This window comes from Flavobacterium sp. DG1-102-2 (assembly GCF_033042555.1).
Taxonomy (GTDB): domain Bacteria; phylum Bacteroidota; class Bacteroidia; order Flavobacteriales; family Flavobacteriaceae; genus Flavobacterium.
In genome coordinates, this window is record NZ_JAWLIK010000001.1 from 519,833 (window position 1) to 541,534 (window position 21,702).

Consider the following 21,702-nt stretch of genomic DNA (forward strand, 5'->3'; position numbering starts at 1 on the left):
TTAAATTTACAGATGATTTTGTTGAATCGTTACAACTGTCTGTTCCAGTTTTTTGTCTGCTGTAGGTGTTCCAACTGCGTTAAATTTCCATTCACCGTTTTTTTTATAGAATACACCCAATATCATTGACACACTGCCTTCAAAAGCTTTTTCGTTAGCAATATCATATTTGGCGAATACTTCCTGCACACGTGTTGGTGTACCTTCATATATCCTTATTGATGCAAACGGGATATCTTTAAAATCCTGTCCACGGAAACTGTTGATAAAAAATCCTAAATAGGTAGCGTTAGGGCTAAGCTTGGTGAGATCTACAGTAATTACTTCGTTATCAAGGCCATCATCGCCATTTAAGTCGCCTGTAAGGTCGTCTCCGCTATGCTTAATAGCCTGGTCGTTACTTTTTAATTGCCTGAAGCTTACTGTATCAATGTGTTTTTTGTTCTCGTCATAAACAGCACAGCTTGCATCAAGATCTACAGCCTCTTTTTTAGTCCCGAAGAATCCTTTTTTCTCCATTGCACCCCAGTTGATGCCTACACAAATATTTTGCAGTTTAGCGCCATTGCTTTTCTCAAGGTTAATGCGCTGTCCTTTTTCCAGATTGATTGCCATTGGTTATATTGGTTTGATTGATTTAGTTGTATTTATTTAGGTAATCCTGAAGGCCGCCACGCATTCCTGCGCCCACAGCTTCAAATTTCCATTCATTATTTCTTTTATAGATCCTGCCAAATTCTACTGCAGTCTCTATAGAGAAATCTTCCTCAAGTTCATATTTAAGAAGCTCCGTTCCGTTAGCATCTACAATGCGTACGAAAGAATTTCTTACCTGCCCAAAGTTTTGTTTCCTAGTATCTGCGTCGTGAATCGTAACAATAATGCTAAGTTCTGAAACCCTTAGATCCACTTTAGATAGATCCACTACTATTTGTTCATCATCACCATCTCCGTCTCCCGTAAGATTATCTCCCGTGTGCTCTACGGCATCGTCTGGTGATTTTAGATTGTTGTAAAATACAAAAAATTCATCGGCAAGCAGTTTTTTATTATCCCCCATTATGAAAACAGATGCATCTAAGTCAAACTGGGCTCCTGTAGATGTTGTATTTACATCCCATCCAAGGCCTATAGTAAACTTAGGAGCATTCAGTACTTCACGTTGCCCTTTCTGTAAATTGATAGCCATAATTTAATTTTTTATTGGTTAAACTGTTGTTTATGTAATTAAGGTTTGATTTATATTCGTCTATAGTATGGTAGTTGTTGCTTACCGCCAGATCAAACAATTTCTGCATGATCGATCCCGGTATTTTACCCAAAAGCCTAAAGAAATCATTTTCTTCCAGCTTAAGTATATATTTTACCACACGTGTATTAAATGTAAATGTAGCAGAATTGATAACAGAGCTAAGACTTTCTATATCTTTTACATAGAAATAATTATAGTAGTTCTCTATGTTAGGATGGATATTCCTATTCTTTAGTTCAGCAAAATATAAAAAGGCAAACTCACCCTTCACCTCATACTGGTCAAGTATCTTGGTAATAATATGCTCGTGACTGCCTGTTATTTTTATATCATCTATAAAGAGGCATAGTTTACCGCTTATATAGTTTCTGTCAATATAATAGGTATCGTTAGAAATAAGTTTAACCCTGTCGTCATAGCTAAGATTTCCGTAATCTGTCGTATACGTTTGATTCCTGTATATTTTAGACTCTGCCAATGCTTTTTTTCCATAATCAAATAAGAATTTGTTCATCCTGAGCTTAAAATAATAGCATAGGTAGTTTGATGCAGTAGGTATAGATAAATAAGGACTTGGTAGTATCACGATCTCATCATGAGAAAGGATAAGTTCTTTATGTGTCGTAATAAACCCTTCAAAAAGTTCTTCTGCAAACTTTTCGGCGTACGAATTCACACCAAATTTGAATTTGCTGTATTCGGCTTCAGAAAAAGGGCAATCGTTTTTATTGGTTATTTTATGCTGGCTGTAAGTTATGTTCATTATGGTTGTTGGTAATTAAAAAGGCATTAAATCCAAAATTCTTCGCTCCATTATAATCAGACACGAGGTTGTCACCCACGTGCAATATCTCATTTTTTTGTATATCTCCTATTTTAAGTATATTATCATAAGCATAATTATACATTTCGGTTCCGGGTTTAGAGAAACCTGTTTCATCAGAATAAGCCTGGAAAGAAAATAAATCTTCCATGCCATAATGCGAAATTATGCCACGAAGTGTGCTTCCTTTTATAAAGGCCGTATTGCTGAGTATATTCAAGGTAATACCTTCTCCGTATATTTTAGAGAGGCTGTCAGGAATGCTATCTGAAAGGAGGATAGGCTTGTATTCATTAAAAAGCAACTCTGTCTCTTTATAAAATACCGGTAACTTGTCAGCAGATATAGTTTCTATATCAACATCAAGTGCATTAAGTATTAAATAGTAGATTTCGTAAGTGTCAAAATTGCGGCAGACTTTTTCGTTGATGCTATTCGTAAGTACATCAAACTTTCTGATAACCGCCGATACTTCATCTATGGATTTATCTATAGAAAAGAAATCTTTAAATAAGATATCCCTTTTACTTTTAAATTGTGGATTAGATTTAATGAGCGTAAGCCATAAATCAAAAGAAACGTGTCTGTATTTATATAATTCCGGTATCCGCTCCATCGTAAATTTAGTAACATAAAAATATAAACATGGTAAATATATACTTTATAATTTTTTAAAACAATTAATTTATCATTAACAATATAGGTATTTAATAAATCTTGTCGTGTGATTTACGTAAATAATAAGCCACATAAGCTTTATATTTGTACTAGATGTAATGTATCATCAAGATTATAAACCTAATACAAAAAATCTTACACTATGGCTTTAAAAATTTTAGGTCTTCGCACAGTTTGTTATAAAGTTTCAGATATTGATCTAGCAAAAGAATGGTATGCCAAAGCTTTCGGTACGGCTCCCTATTTTGACGAGCCGTTTTATGTTGGTTTCAACATCAGTGGATATGAATTAGGCCTGCAACCGGATGAATCGATAAAAGGTGATAATGTTGTTACATATTGGGGCGTGGACGATATCCAGAATCAATATGAGCATTTCATCAGCCTTGGCGCTACAGAACATGAAGCACCGCAAAATGTAGGCGGAGAAATCATTGTAGCATCAGTAAAAGACTTATGGGGAAATATTATTGGACTTATATACAATCCTGAATTTAAATTGCCATAAAATGAAAACAAATCCTTTAATCCGCTTCACAAAGGATGGTAAGGAAATTATTATCCGTGAAGCTAACGAAGACGATGCGCTAAACCTTATTGAACTTAAGAAAAGTTACATTAAGAACACCACTTCCATCCCAATGTATGAGTTTGAATACAAAAACGATATTCAGGCAGAGAAGGAATTAATCAATAAATTCTGTACCGAGCAAAACAGCCTGTTATTGGTCGCTGAACACGCAAATACACTTATAGGTAACATTGACCTCCATGGTAACCAGCGTAAAAAAATGTATCATACTGCTATGCTTGGAATGGGAATAGCTAACGAATGGCACAACCGAAAAATTGGGAGTTTCCTAATGCAGTGTACTCTTGAATGGGCTATGAAAAAATCTTCGCTGGAAATTATATGGCTTGACGTATATAGTACAAATACCGCAGGGATTAAACTGTATGACAAATTTGGGTTTGAGCAATGCGGCATAATTAAAAACTTCTTCGAAAAAGAAAATCCTGCAGATAAGATTACCATGGTAAAACATCTTTATAAGATCTAACCGTTTGCACTCTGAAATTTTCATTACACGAAACTTCCTTTTCGTTGCAAATTAAGGTCTTGTCTATTAAAATTTTGCCAACATCTATAGGCAGAAACATGAACATTTTGTAATTTCAGCCTATCAATCAGGTAAAAAATTATTAAAAGCCATGAAAAAAGACATTAACCTTAAAAAAGCTGACGACATGAAACTAATTAAATTTCTCTTAGCAGGACTGGCAGGATTTGGTCTTGTAAAATTATTCGGTTACATTACCGAAGCTGAATTTGACGAAGAAGGAGATTTTGATTTATATGACGAAGACGAATATCCTCTTTTTGTGTAATCATATTCAAAATACCTAACTATAATATAAGCGACCGATACAGTTGCCACGATTTTCTGTGCCCATGCTGATGCATGGGCTTTTTTATTCCGATACTCTTTGATGTGCACTTGCCATAATTCTTAATTGCTTTAACACAAAACACCTGAATTACAGGTTTTTATTTAATTAAAAGTTAAATGAAGTAACTTTAAGAGAACCTTAGGAAAGCTTCCTTTTTACAATGTTTACCTTAGTGTTATAATTACAAAACAAGGAAATATATCCTGATTTAAAATTAAAATGTCATGAAAAATCCAGATCAAAACCACGAAAACTCAATTCCGGGTAATGAGGATATGCAGGCTAAGCCTCACAATCCAAATCCGGAGAGGGACACGACGGGAAACTGGGATGAAACTGCCCATATGAGCCGAAATATTCAAAGCAACATTTCGCATAATGAAAGGAGAAATCTTAATCCTGACCGTGAAAAACGCACAGGGAGCAATTTAAATCCTGACAGAAATGGCGGAGACAGATAGTATATGTATTATAAATATTCAATAATTACAACCATTAAAAACTAGAGCTATGAGTAACAAAAAAATGATTTTAGGGATTGCAGCAGGAGTTGCAGCCTTAGCAGTAGTAGGAATTATTCTTAAAAGAAGAGGTCATCTTGACGGTATTATCGCTAAAGCTGAAGAACTTGGCGGAGATATCGCAGACAAATACTCTAACATTAAAGATTCTGCTAAAAAGAAGTTTGATGAAGTAGTGGAAAAAGGCGGAGAAATCGCAGAAAAGCTTTCATCTCATGCTGATAATACAGCTTCAAAATCAATAGCGGGCACTACCCCTACGGCAAAAGCATAATTTAATGCCTAATCCTTTAGCAATTTAGGATTTAAAATAGATTTAAAAGTAAGCAGGTTAACGCCTGCTTACTTTTTTTTGATTAAACAATATAAAATATGCAGATAAAAATACCGTTGAGATTAAAGAATCGTATTTTTACTAAGTTTGCTTTACAATAATATTTTATGAAACCTTTCTTCCTATTTACATTTCTATATCTTGCCTTTTCTTCTAATGCCCAGACTAAAATTTATGAATACAACAACTATGTAGCCTTCAATTTAAAATACGCAAAAGACACTACAACGGTAGATGGAATTGACTGGGAAAAAGAAAAGCTATTTTCTGAATTCACTCTTAAAGGAAAGAAAGACATAAAATACGCTATCAGTATAAAAAATCAACATTCTGCTTCATTATTATTTTTAAATAAGGGTAAGTGGGAAATACAGGAAAAAATAAACATTACAGGATTAACCTTACGGCGTATTGCTAATAAAGTTATTATTTCTGAATTCCATATTACAGATTTTAATAATGATGGAAATGAAGATATTGTCTGCTGGGCAGATACAAATATAAACAGCAATAAATGGTCACTCATTTATCTTAACGATAATGAAAACCAAAAATTAGTCAAACTCTGGAACGATGCCGATAAAACAGATATTTGGGCAAGGTCTTTATATGATACAGAAACATCAACAGTAAGAACCCAGCGTGATGGCAGTGTAAATGGAACATCTGATGAATGCCTCTTTATTCTTGACGGGATTGATGCATTGCCGGTAAGTAAGCATTATCAGGATCGCACAGGCGATAGAGCTATAGATTACTATTATTCTGGCAACAATGATAAGTGGGAATTACAGCAGACTTTTCAGGATAATACGCGAAACGTTGTTTTTAATTTTCCAAAAGGAATTAATAATATTGAAGATATAAACTGAAAAAGGGAAAATTTATCTTCGGAATTTATTTTAAACGGAAATTCTCAATTAAAAATGAAAATCGCCCTTATGAGCGATTCAGAAGCAATTCTTTATGAATTTAAGGACAATCAATGGATAAAACGCGAAGATTTGTATTGGTTTGAATGGCCGGATGGATATGATCAGAAAGAAGGCTTTACGTATTCCTTTAAAATAACTGATTTTGACCGTGATGGCAACGAAGATCTTGTATGCTGGACGCATACAAATGTAAATGGCAATGAGTGGACTAATATCTATCTTAACGACCCTAAAACGAAGTCTTTGGTCAAGCTTGAAAACGCCGATGAAGATGTGTGGGCATCACCAGAATTTGACAAGCTTACAAACACAATCATGTGCAATACAGTTTCAGGTGCTTTTGGAAAATCATACATAAGCACTTATACTCTTGAAGGATTAATAGCTGCACCCATATCAAAAAAAGAAACTGATTTTTCTCAAATAGCAAATAATCCATCTGATACAGCTTTTTTGAGGACTTATAAAGGAGAAAACGGCTTATGGAAATTAGTTTCTGAAGAAAAAGTAAAACCGGAGATTGAAAATAACAATTAAACTTATAACATCTCCCCACTACTTTGTTATTTACATTTTATCAAATCAATAATTTTATTTCTATATCGTTATAGTATTAGCAATTTATCTACATTTGCAGGCGGTAAATAAACTATCTTTATAAGAATTACCGTAAGTTGCTATGAACGAATGTATTTCAGTTTTTGATATGCTCAAAATTGGTGTAGGGCCTTCCAGCTCTCACACTCTGGGGCCTTGGCGTGGTGCCGAACGTTTTTTAAGAGAGCTTCGTGAAGAAGGCATTTTTGAAAAAGTAAACCGCATTAAGGTTGATTTGTATGGTTCACTATCCCTGACAGGAAAAGGCCATGCTACAGATCTTGCCGTTATGCTTGGCCTAAGCGGCGCAGATCCCGAATATGTCCCTATAGAGAGCATATCTTCTATTATTGACACTATTAGTGTATCGTATCAGCTTAATCTGGGAGGTGAACGAATTATTCCTTTCTTTATTAAAACAGATATTGTTTTCAATAAAAACTTCCTTCCCTTTCATGCAAACGGTTTTATGTTTACGGCATATACTGGTGATGACAGGCTATATGAATCGACTTTTTATTCTATAGGAGGTGGTTTTGTAGTAAAAGAACAACGTACAGTAGCAAAAGAAAAGGAACTTATCAAATGCGCCTTCCCCTACCCTATAGACAAGGCAGATGAACTTTTAGCATACACCAGGGAACACGGTAAAAAGATTTCTGAAATCGTGTATAAGAACGAAAAATCGATACGAAGCGAAGAAAATATCAATAAAGAACTGATGCGTATTTGGAACACCATGTTAGAATGCATGTATACCGGATGCCATACTTCAGGCATATTGCCAGGCGGACTGAATGTGCGTCGCAGAGCATTTGATATGCACGCTAACCTGATTGGTGAGATGCCATATAACAACCCAACAGAATGGCTGCAGGTAATCAGAGGAACTGAAGTTAAATTCCGCCAGATATTAAAATGGGTAAGCTGTTTCGCATTGGCTGTAAATGAGGTTAATGCGGCACTAGGCCGTGTTGTTACTGCTCCTACCAACGGCAGTGCGGGCGTTATTCCTGCAGTACTTATGTATTATCTGGTAATTGAAAATCATGATGCTGACGAAAGCCACATCAAACAATTCCTAATGGTTGCCGGCGAAGTAGGCAGTATCTTCAAGAAAGGCGCTACTATTTCTGCGGCAATGGGCGGATGCCAGGCTGAAATTGGAGTTTCATCTGCAATGGCTGCTGCCGCGCTATGTGAACTTATGGGAGGCACACCTGAACAGTGCCTTATGGCTGCAGAAATAGCAATGGAGCACCACTTAGGAATGACCTGCGACCCTATAGGCGGATTGGTGCAAATACCTTGTATTGAGCGCAATACTATGGGCGCGATTAAGGCCATAAATGCTGCGGAGTTAGCATTAGAAACTGACCCAAAAAATGCAAAGGTCCCTTTAGATAAAGTAGTTGACACTATGTGGAAGACTGCTCAGGATATGAACAACAAATATAAAGAAACATCTGAAGGCGGACTCGCTGTAACAGTTAACAATGCCGACTGTTAGTCAAATAAAGTATCAAAAAAAAGCCTCAATTCATTGTAAGAAATTGAGGCTTTTTCTTTTTTACATCCATCCGGTTATAAACTGTTTATTGGTACGCGATTACCTAACTTATGATAACTATCTGCACGAGGGAGCGCTAATAAAAAACACAATAAAAGCCTTGTTTTAGACACAATTTACTACATTTACCCCTCAAAATTTTAATGTCATGTCAGTAGCAAAAAAAGATTATAAAAGAATTACAACTAAATCTTTAATCGAAATGAAAGCCAATGGTGAAAAAATATCAATGCTAACTGCATATGATTACACTATGGCGAAACTTGTTGACACTGCCGGAATGGATGTTATCCTTGTGGGTGATTCTGCTTCAAATGTTATGGCAGGACATGAGACTACCCTGCCAATTACCCTTGACCAGATGATATATCATGCATCATCTGTAGTAAGAGGTGTCACAAGGGCTCTGGTTGTAGTAGATCTTCCTTTTGGGAGTTACCAGTCTGACCCTAAAGAAGCGCTTCGCTCTTCCATACGTATTATGAAAGAAAGCGGCGGCCATGCTGTTAAGCTTGAAGGCGGAAGCGAAATAAAAGATTCTATCAAAAAAATACTTAATGCGGGGATTCCTGTTATGGGCCACCTTGGATTAACACCTCAGTCAATTTATAAATTCGGAACATATACTGTGCGTGCTAAGGAGGAAGAAGAAGCCGACAAATTAATTGAAGACGCTAAAATGCTGGAACGCATCGGCTGTTTTGCCGTGGTACTTGAAAAAATACCTGCACATTTGGCCAAAAAAGTAGCCGAAAGCATTTCGATTCCTGTAATAGGTATTGGTGCTGGAGGCGGTGTAGACGGGCAAGTGCTTGTAATACACGACATGCTGGGAATGAATAATGAGTTCAGCCCACGTTTCCTTCGCAGATATATGGATCTTTATGAAGGAATGACAAAGGCTATTGGGCAGTACGTTGCCGATGTAAAGTCTAGTGATTTCCCTAACGCTAACGAGCAATATTAATTTTCTAATTTGAAAATGTAATAATTTGAAAATTAGCTAATGAAGATTCTTTCAAATAAACAAAATCTTGAAGTTCTTTACGAAGACAATCATATCATTGCTGTCAACAAACGCGTAGGCGATATTGTTCAGGGTGATAAAACAGGAGATAAACCTTTAAGTGATATCGTTAAGGAATACATTAAAGACAAATACGATAAACCGGGAGAAGTTTTCTTGGGTGTCGTCCACAGACTCGATAGGCCAACAACCGGTATCGTAATTTTTGCCCGTACCTCTAAAGCCCTTACCCGGTTGAATGACCTTTTTAAAAATCGCGAAACAAAAAAGACATATTGGGCTGTGGTTAAAAATAAGCCTCAGAAGAATAATGACACACTAGTGCATTACCTAAAGCGTAACGAAAAGTCCAACACATCTAAAGCGCATATAAAAGAGGTTCCTGAAAGCAAATTAGCAAGCCTTGATTATACGATTATAAAAGAATTGCATAATTATTTTGCTTTAGAGATAAATCTTCATACTGGCAGGCACCACCAGATACGTTCCCAACTATCGGCTATTGGCTCTCCCATAAAAGGCGATCTTAAATATGGCTTTGACCGCAGTAACCCAGATGGCGGCATACATCTTCATGCACGAAAATTATTTTTTGTACATCCGGTAACCAAAGAAAACGTAACAATTGTTGCTCCTGTTCCTGATGAAGTGGTTTGGAGAGCTATCTAAAGTTATGATAGTGATATGATTATGTAAAAGTGTTAAAATACCTATAGATAGGTATACGATTTTAGGGGTTGTTTTAAGATATTTGTACTGTAAATCTGCCTTAGGGTAAATTACGTATAAGATGTTATAATGTTAATATCTTATAATATTAATTTATTTTAGTAAATTTAAGTACATAAACAATCACCAAATCTATGAAAAAACCATTACTTATCATTTTTGCCCTTTGGGGTACGGGCATGTTTGCCCAGGAACATTTCTCCGGTATAAATACTTCCCGAAGAACAGGCATAATTAATGCTTACACAAATCCTTCTGAACTTGTAAATATTAAAAGTGACTATGAAGTAAATGTATTTACTTTTAGTGCAAACCTTTCAAATAACAAGGTGAGTTTTGGAGATCTTGTTGGCGGAAATTCAGATTTTGAAGACATGATATTTTCGGGTAACGAAGCTCTGAACATGAAACTCGATGTTCAGATACTGGGTCCGTCGTTTGCTATGAAAATAGATAAGTGGGCCTTTGCCGTTACCACAGCTGCAAAAATAAATGCAACCGCGACAGAAGTGGACACAAGCTTGGGTAGGGCATTAACTACAGGTGCGGATGGGTTAACAATTCTGGGAGATTTTATAACGGCAGGATCAAACCAAAAAGTTACCGGTACATCTTGGGGTGAAATTGGTTTTTCAGGAGCAAGGGACATCTTTGAAAATGAGAGCCATAAATTTTCGGGAGGGGTAACTTTCAAATTAATATTTCCAGGATCATATGCTAACATAGCTGCAGGACAATTTAGCGGAAATATTGGCCTTGGAACAGGTATTAATACAGGAGATGTAGTTTTAAGAAATGCAAGTACAAATATAAATATAGCATATTCAGGATCTCTTGCAGACGGATTTACGGACGCGAGTAACTTTACCGATTTTTTTGCTGGAGGTCTCAATGGTTTTGCAGCTGACCTTGGTGTAAACTACCGCTGGAAAGATCCTAATGATGACAAAGGATACAGGATAAATGCAGGTTTATCTGTACGTAACCTTGGCAGCATGACGTTTAAAGATGATAATAACGAATCATCAAACTATGCACTAAACGTGTCAGGTACACAGGAATTTAATTTAAGCCAGTTTGAAGGCGTTGATGATCTGAAAGAAATTCAGGCAATTCTTGATAACGATCCCCTTGTAACAAAAGGTACTCCACAAAAAGATTTTAAAGTTAAGCAGCCGGCAGTGCTGTCTACTTATGCTGATGTTAAGGTATACAACAACTGGTATGTAACCGGTTTTCTACAGCAAAGGCTTAGCGATGATGAAAAAAATGATCAGATTGTTTCTCAAAACGTGTTTACTGTGACGCCTCGTTATTCAGGAGAATGGTTTGAAGCATATATGCCGATATCAACAAACGAAATTTCAGGGTTTACGGCAGGAATAGGTGTACGCCTTGGTGGATTTTATATTGGTTCCGGATCTATATTATCTGCCGCTGTTAGCGATACAGATCAGGCAGATGCTTACTTAGGTTTCCGTTTTGCATTCTAATTCAGGACTATACACTATTCTATAAATACAAGCCGCATTAATAATGCGGCTTTTTTATTAAATTCTAATTAAAGTTTATTCCGCACAGATTAATTTAAGTAACTTCAATACAAATTAGCAGTATATGAAATGGTCAGGCAGAAGGCAAAGTGATAATGTAGACGATCGCCGCGGAATTTCCGGAGGCAAAGTTGCGGTGGGTGGTGGTATTATTGGTGTTATAATACTTTTAGTCAATATGTTTATGGGCGGCGACAGCTCCACAATCATAAATGATATTAATAACCAGATACAGCAAAGCAGTCCCCAGGAAAACGTTGAACTTAGTGCGCGTGATAAAGAAATGGGTGAGTTTGTAGCGACTGTATTAGCTGACACAGAAGACGTATGGACAAAAATATTTGCAGAAAATGGCATGACCTATGAAAAACCTAAGCTAGTTTTATTTAGAGACGGAGTGCAAACTGCCTGCGGCGGAGCTACTTCTGCATCTGGGCCATTTTACTGTCCGTTAGATAAAAAAGTTTACATGGATCTATCTTTCTTTGACGAACTTCAATCGCGTTTTGGCGCAAAAGGTGGCGATTTTGCCATTGCCTATGTAATTGCACACGAAATTGGTCATCACGTTCAGACCCTGATCGGTACTTCAACAAAAGTAAGAGAACAACAATCAGAGACTGATGAAGCCGGAGCCAATAAATTATCTGTAGGCTTAGAACTTCAGGCAGATTTCTATGCGGGTCTATGGGCACACTATGATCAGAAAATGAATAATATTTTAGAGCAAGGCGATATAGAGGAAGCTTTGAGTGCTGCTAATGCTGTAGGTGATGATGCCATACAGAAAAAAGCACAAGGGCATACCGTTCCAGATTCTTTTACACACGGTACATCTGCCCAACGAATGTATTGGTTTAAAAAGGGGTTTGAAACTGGAAATATTAAAGATGGGGATACATTTAGTACTATAAAATAATACTGTCCTGATTTAACAGTCTTAATTTATTTTCTTATTTTCGACTGACCAATTATAACTGAGAATTACCCATGAAAAATATATTCAAGTGGCTGACGATCTTTGCGATAGTATTTACTTGCCATTTCGCATCTGCACAGCAAAAAACCGTACAGACAGCTGTAATCAAAACTGCAATATACTGTGACCATTGTAAAGCCTGCGAATCTTGCGGAGACAGGCTCCAAAATACATTGCTAAAAGAAAAAGGTGTACAGATGATTACGCTAGATGACAAGGCAATGACAATCAAAGTCGTTTATAATTCTAAAAAGACAGACCTAACTAAGATAAGAACAGCCATAAGTAAACTTGGCTACGATGCTGATGATATAAAAGCAGATGTAGCAGCTTATGAAAGCCTGGACGGATGCTGCAAAAAATAAAGCCTTTAAAATTTTATACACGCCACACAAAAAAATTATATGCTGATAAAAGTCTTTGGTAGTGCCGTTTTTGGCGTAGAAGCTACCACTATTACCGTAGAGGTAAATATTGATAAAGGTGTAGGATACCATTTGGTAGGCCTCCCTGATAATGCAATTAAAGAAAGTAGCTATCGTATCGCTGCAGCTTTAAAAAACAACGGTTATCAATTACCAGTAAAAAAGATTACCATTAATATGGCTCCTGCCGATTTAAGAAAGGAAGGATCGGCTTACGATCTTACGCTTGCAGTAGGCATATTAGCTGCTTCAGGGCAAATAAATGCTGATGAAGTTGACAAGTATGTCATTATGGGTGAACTTTCGCTTGACGGAAGCCTTCAGCCCATCAGAGGTGCGTTGCCTATTGCAATAAAAGCACGTGAAGAGGGTTTTAAAGGTTTCTTTCTGCCAAAACAAAATGCAAAAGAAGCCGCTATTGTTGATGGGCTTGAGGTTTATGGTGTGGAAAATGTCCTCGAAGTAATCGAATTTCTTGAAGGGAAAGGCGATTTAAAACCAACCGTTTTTAATACAAGGGAAGAATTTTACAAAACGATCGATTTTCCGGAATTTGATTTTAGCGATGTTAAAGGACAGGAATCTATAAAACGCTGTATGGAAATTGCAGCAGCGGGTGGACATAATATTATTCTCATTGGACCGCCGGGAGCCGGAAAGACTATGCTTGCCAAACGTTTGCCCAGCATTCTCCCTCCTATGACGCTAAAAGAAGCACTGGAAACAACTAAAATACATAGTGTGGCAGGTAAAATGAAAGAAGTTGGACTTATGAACCAAAGACCTTTCAGAAGTCCGCATCACACAATTTCAAATGTAGCTTTGGTTGGAGGCGGAAGTTTTCCGCAACCCGGAGAAATATCTATGGCTCATAATGGAGTTTTGTTCCTTGATGAACTGCCAGAATTTAAGCGTGACGTTCTAGAAGTAATGCGACAGCCGCTTGAAGATCGTGAGGTTACGATATCAAGAGCGAAATTTACAATAACCTACCCATCTTCGTTTATGCTTGTTGCAAGTATGAACCCAAGTCCTGGAGGGTATTTTAATGACCCTGACGCTCCGGTTAGTTCATCACCACATGAAATGCAGCGTTATTTAAGCAAAATATCGGGACCGTTGCTCGATCGTATTGACATACATATAGAAGTTACGCCTGTTCCATTTGAAAAACTATCGGAAAAACAAAAAGCCGAAAGCAGTGTAGAGATACGCCAAAGAGTGACAGCTGCGAGAGAAATTCAAACCGCGCGTTTCGCTCATCTGGAAAATGTGCATTATAATGCACAAATGAATACAAAACAGTTACGTGAATACTGCGAACTTGACGAACCTTCGTTACAGCTCCTTAAAACGGCTATGGAAAGACTTAATCTTTCAGCAAGGGCCTACGACAGGATATTAAAAGTATCAAGAACAATAGCCGACCTTGATGCTGCAGAAAATGTTGGTCAGCATCATATCGCCGAAGCTATACAGTATAGAAGCCTCGACCGGGAGGGTTGGTTAGGATAATAAATGTAAAAAAGAAATTATGAAGAAAGAACTTGAAGACCTGTTTAACGGCATGCCGCCCATAGTAAAGGAAAAATTGAATCCGGTAATGGAAAATTTACTTGAAAGAGCACAAATACTTGACGATATGGGTGAGGCTGACCCTGATTATGACGAAGAATATGAACTTATAAGAAAAGAAGTAAACAAGGTAAAATACCTTAACGATCAGTGGCATATAATGAACTCTAAAAAGAATAATTAATTGCTAAAATTAATTTGTACAATATATAATTCCTTACATTTAATATAACTCAAACATCAATTACACATTTTATGGGACTATTTAACGCCATTATGGGCAACGCTTCCGAAGTTAACATTGAGAAGATTCAGAATGAATTTCAGCCAATGCTTATTCCTGGAGAAACTATTGAGAAAGCATACAAGCTTATAAGGGATATGTTTGTGTTTACGAATAAAAGACTTATCCTGGTTGACAAACAGGGATTAACAGGTTCCAAGGTTGACTATCAATCTATTCCTTACCATAGTATTACAAAGTTTTCTAAAGAGAGTGCAGGTCTTTTGGACCTTGATGCAGAATTAAAAATATGGGTAAGAGGCGAAGCACTTCCTATTAAAAAACAATTTGGTAAAGACAATAACATCAACGAAGTGTATGTTATCCTGAGCCAGCATATTCTATAAAGAACAACCACCTAAACCTAATTTATATTACTTTGGCCAAAACACGCAACGTTTTGGCTATTTTTTTAAACACAGCAAGTATGGGTAACAGTACATTAGTGATTATTGGCGGAGATGCAGCCGGAATGAGTGCCGCATCAAAAGTGAGGCGTGAACAATCTGATAGGGAGATAATTGTTTTTGAAAAGTCAAATTACACCTCCTACTCTGCTTGTGGTATTCCTTACTTTATATCTGAAACGGTAAAGTCAGCTGACGAACTAGTGGTGAGAAGTCCGGAAATATTTCGCAATAAATTCAATATTGATGTACGAACAATGCATCTTGTCAAATCTGTAGATACAACGGCTAAGCGCATTAAAGTTCTTGATAAAATTAAAAACGAAGAATTTTGGCAGCCTTATGATCAACTGCTGATAGCTACAGGAGGTAAACCTTACTGTCCGTCTAATATACATGGTCATAATGCGGCAAATGCTTTTGGTGTATCAACATTAAAAAGCGGCATTAACATAGAAAACTTCATTGAGGAAAAGAAGCCCAAAAAAGCGGTGATTATTGGTGCAGGATATATCGGGCTCGAAATGGCAGAAGCGTTACTTATCCGTGGGCTTAAAGTTACGATGATCAACAGGGCAAAACAAGTTATGACAACTCTTGATCCGGATATGGGTGAGCTAATTTCTGTTGCAGTGCGTAACCTTGGCGTCAAACTCTATTGCGAGGAAGAATTAAAATCTTTTGAAATTAAAGGCAGCCTAATTACGGCTGTAGTTACAGATAAACAAGAAATTGCCACTGATATGGTTGTGTTTGGAATGGGTACGACTCCAAATACAGAATTTTTAAAGGATTCCGGGATTGAACTGGGAGTCAGGAATGCCATAAGGGTTAATAGCCAAATGCAGACTAACATAAAGGATGTGTGGGCCGCCGGAGATTGTACTGAAACGTTAAATCTTGTTAGTCATAAACATATACATATAGCGCTTGGTACTGTGGCTAATAAAACCGGACTGGTAGCCGGGGCCAGTATTGCCGGCGAAAAAGCAGCATTTCCTGGAGCAGTGGGCACTGCCGTTTGTAAAATATGCAGCTATGAGGTGGCACGCACCGGATTACTCGAAAAGGAGTTAAAGGAGTTGGGCATAGACTATGTGACTACATCTACAAAGAGTAAAACAAGGGCGCATTATTATCCAAACGCAAAAGACATTACCGTAAAGTTAATCGCCGAAAAAAATAGTGGACGCCTGCTGGGTGGGCAGATTATTGGCGAAGAGGGCGCTGCAAAACGTATTGACGTTTTAGCTACAGCCCTGACACATAATCTTACCATACAGAATATAATCGACCTTGATTTATCTTACGCACCTCCATTCTCTCCTGTTTGGGATCCTGTACAAACAGCTGCACGAAAATTGTTAAAAGACATTTAAATAACAATAGGCTGCCTAAATTTTAGACAGCCTACTTTTTTATAAACTTTGCAATTGATGTATTAGATATGTATTGGCCTGTTATCAGTTGCTGCAAGAGCCGCTTCTTTAACTGCCTCAGCATAAGTAGGGTGAGCATGAGACATTCTTGAAATATCTTCGGCAGATGCTTTGAATTCCATTGCAGTTACAGCTTCAGCAATAAGGTCGGCTGTACGTGCACCAATCATATGTATACCAAGAACTTCATCAGTTTTAGCGTCAGCAAGAATCTTAACGAAACCATCCGTATCCATACTAGCACGCGAGCGTCCAAGCGCTTTGAATGGGAAGCTACCTGATTTATAAGCTACACCGGCTTCTTTAAGCTGCTCTTCTGTTTTACCAACAGCAGCAACCTCAGGCCAGGTATAGACTACGCCAGGGATAAGGTTATAATCAATGTGGGGTTTTTGTCCTGCTAGCGTTTCAGCAACGAATACACCTTCTTCTTCTGCTTTGTGGGCAAGCATTGCGCCTTTAATAACATCACCAATAGCATAGATGTTAGAAGCACTTGTTTGTAGATGATCGTTTACTTCAATTTGACCTCTTTCAGTCACTTTTACTCCGGCAGCTTCTGCGTTTAGGCCATCTGTATAAGGACGGCGTCCAACAGATACTAACGAATAATCACCATCAAGAGTAATAGTTTCACCTTTAGCATTTTCAGCCTGAACCTGAACACCTTCACCACTTCTTTCCACAGATTTCACCTTGTGGGAAGTGTAGAATTTCATGCCCTGCTTCTTAAGTACCTTAGTAAGCTCTTTAGAAAGTCCAGCATCCATACCAGGAATGATCCTGTCAAGATATTCAACTACAGATACCTGTGCACCAAGGCGAAGGTACACCTGACCTAACTCAAGACCAATAACACCACCACCAATAACTATAAGGTGTTTAGGTACTTCTTTAAGATTAAGCGCCTCAGTAGAAGTTATAATTTTTTCTTTGTCAATTTTTATGAATGGCAGCGATGATGGCTTAGAACCTGTAGCTATAATTGTATTTTTAGCTTCGATAGTCTCTTCAGAACCGTCGTTTTTAGCCACTTTAATATGTGTAGCATCTACAAAAGAACCGAGACCTTCAAAAACAGTGATTTTGTTTTTATCCATAAGGTATTTAATACCCGATACGTTTTGATCTACAACTCCCTGCTTACGGGCAATCATCTGCTCAATATTTATTTTTATTTCGCCGGCTATATCAATACCGTGCTCTTTAAAATGAGATGTAGCGTCGTGGTAATGGTGAGAAGAATCTAATAAAGCTTTTGACGGAATACAACCTACGTTAAGGCAAGTACCACCAAGCGTTGGATATTTTTCAATAATTGCAGTATTAAAACCCAGTTGCGCACAACGAATTGCCGCTACATATCCGCCGGGTCCAGAACCTATAACGACTACGTCAAATGAACTCATAATATATTTTTTTGTGTAAATTTTTATTTTGTAAGGCAAATTTAGTCATTAAGATTTATATGATATAAATAAAAAAGAGGAAATTACATTCCTCTTTAATTATCTAACATTTTACTGTGTAATCATTACTATTTCTTAGTGGTAAAATAATTATCCAGCAACAAGTAACGCTCCCTGTTTTGTTCAGGTCCTGCTTTGCTGGTAACATTAATTTCCATAATATTTAAAGCATTACTATATTCACAAGGAAGCCATTCCGGCAGATTCTTTCCGTTAGGATTTCCCGTTTTTATAAAGTTTGCAAAATAGTCTTCCATTGCCGCAGATGTTTTATAATCATCTGCACTCCATTCATAAGAAGTATTCGATGCTAAATTCCCCAAAGCATATTCAATATCAGAGGCATGATTTGCACCTTTTACCCCTTCCGGCATTTTAGTCTCTTCTTTTTTATTCTCATCTTTAGACAATCCTCCTGCAAGTCCTTCTTTCATATTGCCAAGTTCTGACTTTAAAGAAGGTCGTTGTCTAGAAAAAACATAGGTGTAAACTGGTTTTTTCGTGTAACTTTTATGTAATTCCGCCCACTTCCATGTGCTGTAAACTATAAATCCATCGCTTCCTAAGGCAGTGGCCGACTCGATAACCTCTCTCTCATTCTTACCTGAATATTTTTTTAATATTTCAGCAGCCCAGTCTTTATACGTTTCCTGAACTCTTTTTTTGTAGTTCTCGGGATTTGGGTATTGACCCTGCATAAATGCCTGATAAGGTATCTCGGCCGAAGTCCACCCTACCAGCAAGGGAATCTGCGAATGATAACCTCCCTGATAAGCCTGTATAGGATCCATTGTTAAAAAGTATCCGTCTAATGTGGCTCTGGTTATAAAAGCACCCGGTTTAGATGCTTCTTCTAACAATTGCTCAGCAGGTATTGACCGTAATTTTGACAATTCTGTAACGTTGATTTTTTCTGCGAAGGCAACTCCGTTTCTTTCAGCATCAGCCAATGGAACAGCTGCTAATGTTGGATTTATCATAGCGCCACTCTGCCCTATCGCTCCGGCAATTAACCTGCTAGACAACGGCGAAACCATTTGAGCCGACACAGATATTGAACCAGCCGATTCTCCTGCAATTGTAATTTTATTTGGGTCACCGCCAAAAGCGGCTATGTTTTTCTGGACCCATAATAATGCAGCATTTTGATCCAGGAGTCCATAATTTCCTGATGCATGATTTGGTGATTCTTTGGTAAGCTCGGGATGAGAGAAAAAACCAAAAATACCAAGGCGATAATTAAGCGTAACAGTTACAATACCTTTTTCTGCAAGGCTCTCACCATCGTAGCGGTTTTCAGATCCATCTCCTGCAATAAAACCGCCACCGTAAAAATATACCAATACAGGTAGTTTATCCGTTGACTTTTTTGCCGGAGTCCATACATTAAGATACAAACAATCTTCATTCATAGATGGGGCACGAAAACTCATATCGCCAAACACAGGTTTCTGCATTGCGTTACTTCCAAACTCAACAGCTTTTCGTACACCTGACCATTTTTTTGCCGGTTGGGGCGCTTTCCATCGCAGCTCACCTACAGGCGGCTCTGCAAAAGGTATACCTCTATAATTTTGTATTCCTGATTTTAATACCATTCCTTCAACTGTGCCTTGCTCCACTTTCGCCTGAGGCGCTTTTTGAGCAAGAACACAAAAGGCTGACTGTATTATTAATAAGAGTACTAGACATTTTTTATTCATTGTGAGAACATTTTTATTTATCCAAATATAATCAAAAACAAAAATTAATGCTTCGTTACAAAACAATAACATTTGTATTCTTTACCTCACTTATCATAAAGGTACTGTGGGTACTGCCTATGTGCTGAAGTGTTGTGAGTTTCGTAACCATGAATTCTCTGTAAGCTTCCATATCTTTAACATATATCTTTAGGATGTAATCATAATCGCCGCTTACATGGTAGCACTCTAAAACTTCTTCCAGTTTTGTAACCTCCTGTTCAAATCTGGTAAGGTATTCTTTAGTATGCTGAATCAGTTTTAAATGGCAAAACACCACAAATGTCTTCTCCACTTTTTTTTGGTCGAGTATCGCGACATATTTTTTTATGATACCTTCGCGCTCTAATTTTTTTACACGCTCGTAAATTGCCGTAACCGACAAATTGAGTTTCAATGATAATTCTTTTGTTGTTTTTGTGCTGTCCTGCTGTAGCAGCATAAGCAGTTTTCTATCGGTTGTATCCATACTGTGCCGTAAAATTTTCTTTTATCGCAAGGAAATTAAATCAGGTTATCGTAATATTTTTTAAAAAAAGTCAAATGTATAGATTAAAAATCTAAACAATATAAATTGTATTGATTTTTAATTTAAAAAATATTCTATTTGTAAATATATATTCTATAAAATTTAAGTCGATAATTTTAAAATTTTAGTTATGGAATTCAATCCGGCAGATAAAATACAGGATTTACAATATTTTGGAGAATTTGGTGGCGTTAACCCATCAATATCCGATTCATCTACTTATACTTTCTTATCGGCGAAAACAATGTTCGATACTTTTGAAGGTAATGCAGAAGGATGTTACTTATACTCACGTCATTCTTCACCAAGTAATCTTTACTTAGGCCAGGCACTTGCTGCAATGGAAGGAACAGAATCGGCTAATGTAGCTGCGTCTGGTATGGGGGCGATCACACCTGTATTATTACAATTATGTGCTGCGGGCGATCATATTGTATCCAGCCGTACTATTTATGGAGGTACTTATGCTTTCATGAAAAACTTTTTACCAAAATTAAACATCAAAACGTCTTTTATAGATATCACTAAACTCGATGTTGTTGAAGCAGCAATTACACCTTCAACCAAAATATTGTATTGCGAAACAGTAAGCAATCCGCTTTTAGAGGTCGCCGATATTGAGGGCCTTGCCAAAATTGCTAAAAAAAACAATCTTAAGCTAGTAGTTGACAATACATTTTCTCCCTTGTCTGTTGCTCCCGCTAAAATGGGTGCTGATGTTGTAATCCACAGCCTTACCAAATTTATTAACGGAAGCAGCGATACTGTAGGTGGCGTTAACTGTGGTACCCAGGAATTCATTGACAGCCTTAAAAATGTGAATGATGGTGCAAGTATGCTGCTAGGCCCAACCATGGACAGCCTTCGCGCAGCAAGTGTACTTAAGAACCTTCGTACATTACACATTAGAATGAAGCAACACAGTCATAATGCATTATACCTTGCTGAGCGTTTTGAAAAAGACGGACTTAAAGTAGTATATCCAGGCCTTGAAAGCCACCCAAGCCATAGGTTGTACAAAGGAATGATTAATCCTGAATACGGCTTTGGAGGTATGATGACCCTTGATGTTGGCACGCTGGATAAAGCAAATGAACTGATGGAACTTATGCAAAACCGTAACCTTGGTTACCTTGCCGTGAGCCTTGGTTTCTATAAAACATTGTTCAGTGCACCGGGAACATCTACCTCGAGCGAAATCCCTATGGATGAACAGATTGAAATGGGATTAACCGATGGCCTGATCCGTTTCTCTATAGGCCTCGATAATGATATTGAAAGAACATACCAGATGATGAAAAAATGCATGGCAGATGTTGGCGTACTAAGAGCCGAAGCAGCTATTTAATATCAAATAACAACAATTAAATCCGTTTCCCCTGA

The 21,702-nt window shown here is 37.4% G+C and carries 25 protein-coding genes; 18 read left to right on the forward strand and 7 right to left on the reverse strand.

Features of this window, described 5'->3' with window-relative positions:
- Positions 1-6: 6 nt before the first annotated feature.
- The 4 genes from R1T16_RS02245 to R1T16_RS02260 are packed head-to-tail and all read right to left on the reverse strand — an operon-like array spanning position 7 to position 2,691.
- Positions 7-615: a TerD family protein gene (locus R1T16_RS02245; protein ID WP_317499431.1), complete on the reverse strand. Its 609-nt coding sequence runs from the start codon at positions 613-615 to the stop codon at positions 7-9.
- Between the two features lie 22 nt (positions 616-637).
- Complete coding sequence (locus R1T16_RS02250) at positions 638-1,189, reverse strand: TerD family protein (RefSeq protein ID WP_317499432.1); 552 nt, start codon at positions 1,187-1,189, stop codon at positions 638-640.
- Positions 1,158-2,015, reverse strand: coding sequence for a phosphoribosyltransferase family protein (locus tag R1T16_RS02255; RefSeq protein WP_317499433.1), 858 nt, complete (start codon positions 2,013-2,015; stop codon positions 1,158-1,160). Before R1T16_RS02255 ends, R1T16_RS02250 begins: the two co-directional genes overlap by 32 nt.
- Positions 1,990-2,691: an HAD family hydrolase gene (locus R1T16_RS02260; RefSeq protein WP_317499434.1), complete on the reverse strand. Its 702-nt coding sequence runs from the start codon at positions 2,689-2,691 to the stop codon at positions 1,990-1,992. Before R1T16_RS02260 ends, R1T16_RS02255 begins: the two co-directional genes overlap by 26 nt.
- 204 nt (positions 2,692-2,895) lie before the next feature.
- Here R1T16_RS02260 and R1T16_RS02265 point away from each other — a divergent pair, with 204 nt between their 5' ends.
- The 17 genes from R1T16_RS02265 (at position 2,896) to R1T16_RS02345 (ending at position 16,519) form a co-directional block, all read left to right on the forward strand.
- Positions 2,896-3,261: a VOC family protein gene (locus tag R1T16_RS02265; RefSeq protein ID WP_317499435.1), complete on the forward strand. Its 366-nt coding sequence runs from the start codon at positions 2,896-2,898 to the stop codon at positions 3,259-3,261.
- 1 nt (position 3,262) lies between these two features.
- Positions 3,263-3,814 carry a GNAT family N-acetyltransferase gene (locus tag R1T16_RS02270; RefSeq protein ID WP_317499436.1) on the forward strand — a complete coding sequence of 184 codons (552 nt, stop codon included), beginning with the start codon at positions 3,263-3,265 and terminating at the stop codon, positions 3,812-3,814.
- Positions 3,815-3,965: 151 nt separating this feature from the next.
- Positions 3,966-4,142: a hypothetical protein gene (locus tag R1T16_RS02275; RefSeq protein ID WP_317499437.1), complete on the forward strand. Its 177-nt coding sequence runs from the start codon at positions 3,966-3,968 to the stop codon at positions 4,140-4,142.
- A 287-nt stretch (positions 4,143-4,429) separates the two neighbouring features.
- Positions 4,430-4,666, forward strand: coding sequence for a hypothetical protein (locus tag R1T16_RS02280; protein WP_317499438.1), 237 nt, complete (start codon positions 4,430-4,432; stop codon positions 4,664-4,666).
- 49 nt (positions 4,667-4,715) lie between these two features.
- The gene (locus R1T16_RS02285) at positions 4,716-5,000 is read left to right on the forward strand and encodes a hypothetical protein (protein ID WP_317499439.1); all 285 of its coding nucleotides are present in this window, start codon (positions 4,716-4,718) and stop codon (positions 4,998-5,000) included.
- Between the two features lie 167 nt (positions 5,001-5,167).
- On the forward strand, positions 5,168-5,932 hold the full coding sequence (locus R1T16_RS02290; protein ID WP_317499440.1) for a hypothetical protein: 765 nt from the start codon (positions 5,168-5,170) through the stop codon (positions 5,930-5,932).
- A gap of 54 nt (positions 5,933-5,986) precedes the next feature.
- Positions 5,987-6,532, forward strand: a complete 546-nt coding sequence (locus R1T16_RS02295; RefSeq protein ID WP_317499441.1) for an XAC2610-related protein — start codon at positions 5,987-5,989, stop codon at positions 6,530-6,532.
- Positions 6,533-6,674: 142 nt separating this feature from the next.
- Positions 6,675-8,102 (forward strand): L-serine ammonia-lyase, encoded by a 1,428-nt coding sequence (locus R1T16_RS02300; protein WP_317499442.1) that lies wholly within the window; start codon positions 6,675-6,677, stop codon positions 8,100-8,102.
- Between the two features lie 208 nt (positions 8,103-8,310).
- Complete coding sequence (panB, locus tag R1T16_RS02305) at positions 8,311-9,129, forward strand: 3-methyl-2-oxobutanoate hydroxymethyltransferase (RefSeq protein WP_317499443.1); 819 nt, start codon at positions 8,311-8,313, stop codon at positions 9,127-9,129.
- Between the two features lie 39 nt (positions 9,130-9,168).
- Positions 9,169-9,858, forward strand: coding sequence for an RluA family pseudouridine synthase (locus R1T16_RS02310; RefSeq protein WP_317499444.1), 690 nt, complete (start codon positions 9,169-9,171; stop codon positions 9,856-9,858).
- A 194-nt stretch (positions 9,859-10,052) separates the two neighbouring features.
- Positions 10,053-11,411 (forward strand): hypothetical protein, encoded by a 1,359-nt coding sequence (locus R1T16_RS02315; RefSeq protein ID WP_317499445.1) that lies wholly within the window; start codon positions 10,053-10,055, stop codon positions 11,409-11,411.
- A gap of 124 nt (positions 11,412-11,535) precedes the next feature.
- On the forward strand, positions 11,536-12,390 hold the full coding sequence (locus R1T16_RS02320) for a neutral zinc metallopeptidase (protein WP_317499446.1): 855 nt from the start codon (positions 11,536-11,538) through the stop codon (positions 12,388-12,390).
- 71 nt (positions 12,391-12,461) lie between these two features.
- A complete protein-coding gene (locus R1T16_RS02325) occupies positions 12,462-12,815 on the forward strand; it encodes a heavy metal-associated domain-containing protein (RefSeq protein WP_317499447.1) in 354 nt (117 codons plus the stop codon).
- Positions 12,816-12,854: 39 nt separating this feature from the next.
- On the forward strand, positions 12,855-14,390 hold the full coding sequence (locus R1T16_RS02330; RefSeq protein WP_317499448.1) for a YifB family Mg chelatase-like AAA ATPase: 1,536 nt from the start codon (positions 12,855-12,857) through the stop codon (positions 14,388-14,390).
- Between the two features lie 19 nt (positions 14,391-14,409).
- A complete protein-coding gene (locus R1T16_RS02335) occupies positions 14,410-14,634 on the forward strand; it encodes a hypothetical protein (protein ID WP_317499449.1) in 225 nt (74 codons plus the stop codon).
- Between the two features lie 71 nt (positions 14,635-14,705).
- Positions 14,706-15,080, forward strand: coding sequence for a PH domain-containing protein (locus R1T16_RS02340; RefSeq protein ID WP_317499450.1), 375 nt, complete (start codon positions 14,706-14,708; stop codon positions 15,078-15,080).
- 80 nt (positions 15,081-15,160) lie between these two features.
- Positions 15,161-16,519: an FAD-dependent oxidoreductase gene (locus R1T16_RS02345; RefSeq protein WP_317499451.1), complete on the forward strand. Its 1,359-nt coding sequence runs from the start codon at positions 15,161-15,163 to the stop codon at positions 16,517-16,519.
- 62 nt (positions 16,520-16,581) lie between these two features.
- On the opposite strand, the gene lpdA is transcribed toward R1T16_RS02345, so the two are convergent.
- The 3 genes from lpdA to R1T16_RS02360 all read right to left on the reverse strand — a co-directional run bounded on the left by lpdA (position 16,582) and on the right by R1T16_RS02360 (position 20,259).
- On the reverse strand, positions 16,582-17,988 hold the full coding sequence (lpdA, locus tag R1T16_RS02350; protein WP_317499452.1) for a dihydrolipoyl dehydrogenase: 1,407 nt from the start codon (positions 17,986-17,988) through the stop codon (positions 16,582-16,584).
- Positions 17,989-18,116: 128 nt separating this feature from the next.
- Positions 18,117-19,751 carry a carboxylesterase/lipase family protein gene (locus tag R1T16_RS02355; protein WP_317499453.1) on the reverse strand — a complete coding sequence of 545 codons (1,635 nt, stop codon included), beginning with the start codon at positions 19,749-19,751 and terminating at the stop codon, positions 18,117-18,119.
- 55 nt (positions 19,752-19,806) lie between these two features.
- Complete coding sequence (locus tag R1T16_RS02360) at positions 19,807-20,259, reverse strand: Lrp/AsnC family transcriptional regulator (protein ID WP_317499454.1); 453 nt, start codon at positions 20,257-20,259, stop codon at positions 19,807-19,809.
- Between the two features lie 190 nt (positions 20,260-20,449).
- Here R1T16_RS02360 and R1T16_RS02365 point away from each other — a divergent pair, with 190 nt between their 5' ends.
- Complete coding sequence (locus R1T16_RS02365) at positions 20,450-21,667, forward strand: aminotransferase class I/II-fold pyridoxal phosphate-dependent enzyme (protein WP_317499455.1); 1,218 nt, start codon at positions 20,450-20,452, stop codon at positions 21,665-21,667.
- Positions 21,668-21,702: the final 35 nt, after the last annotated feature.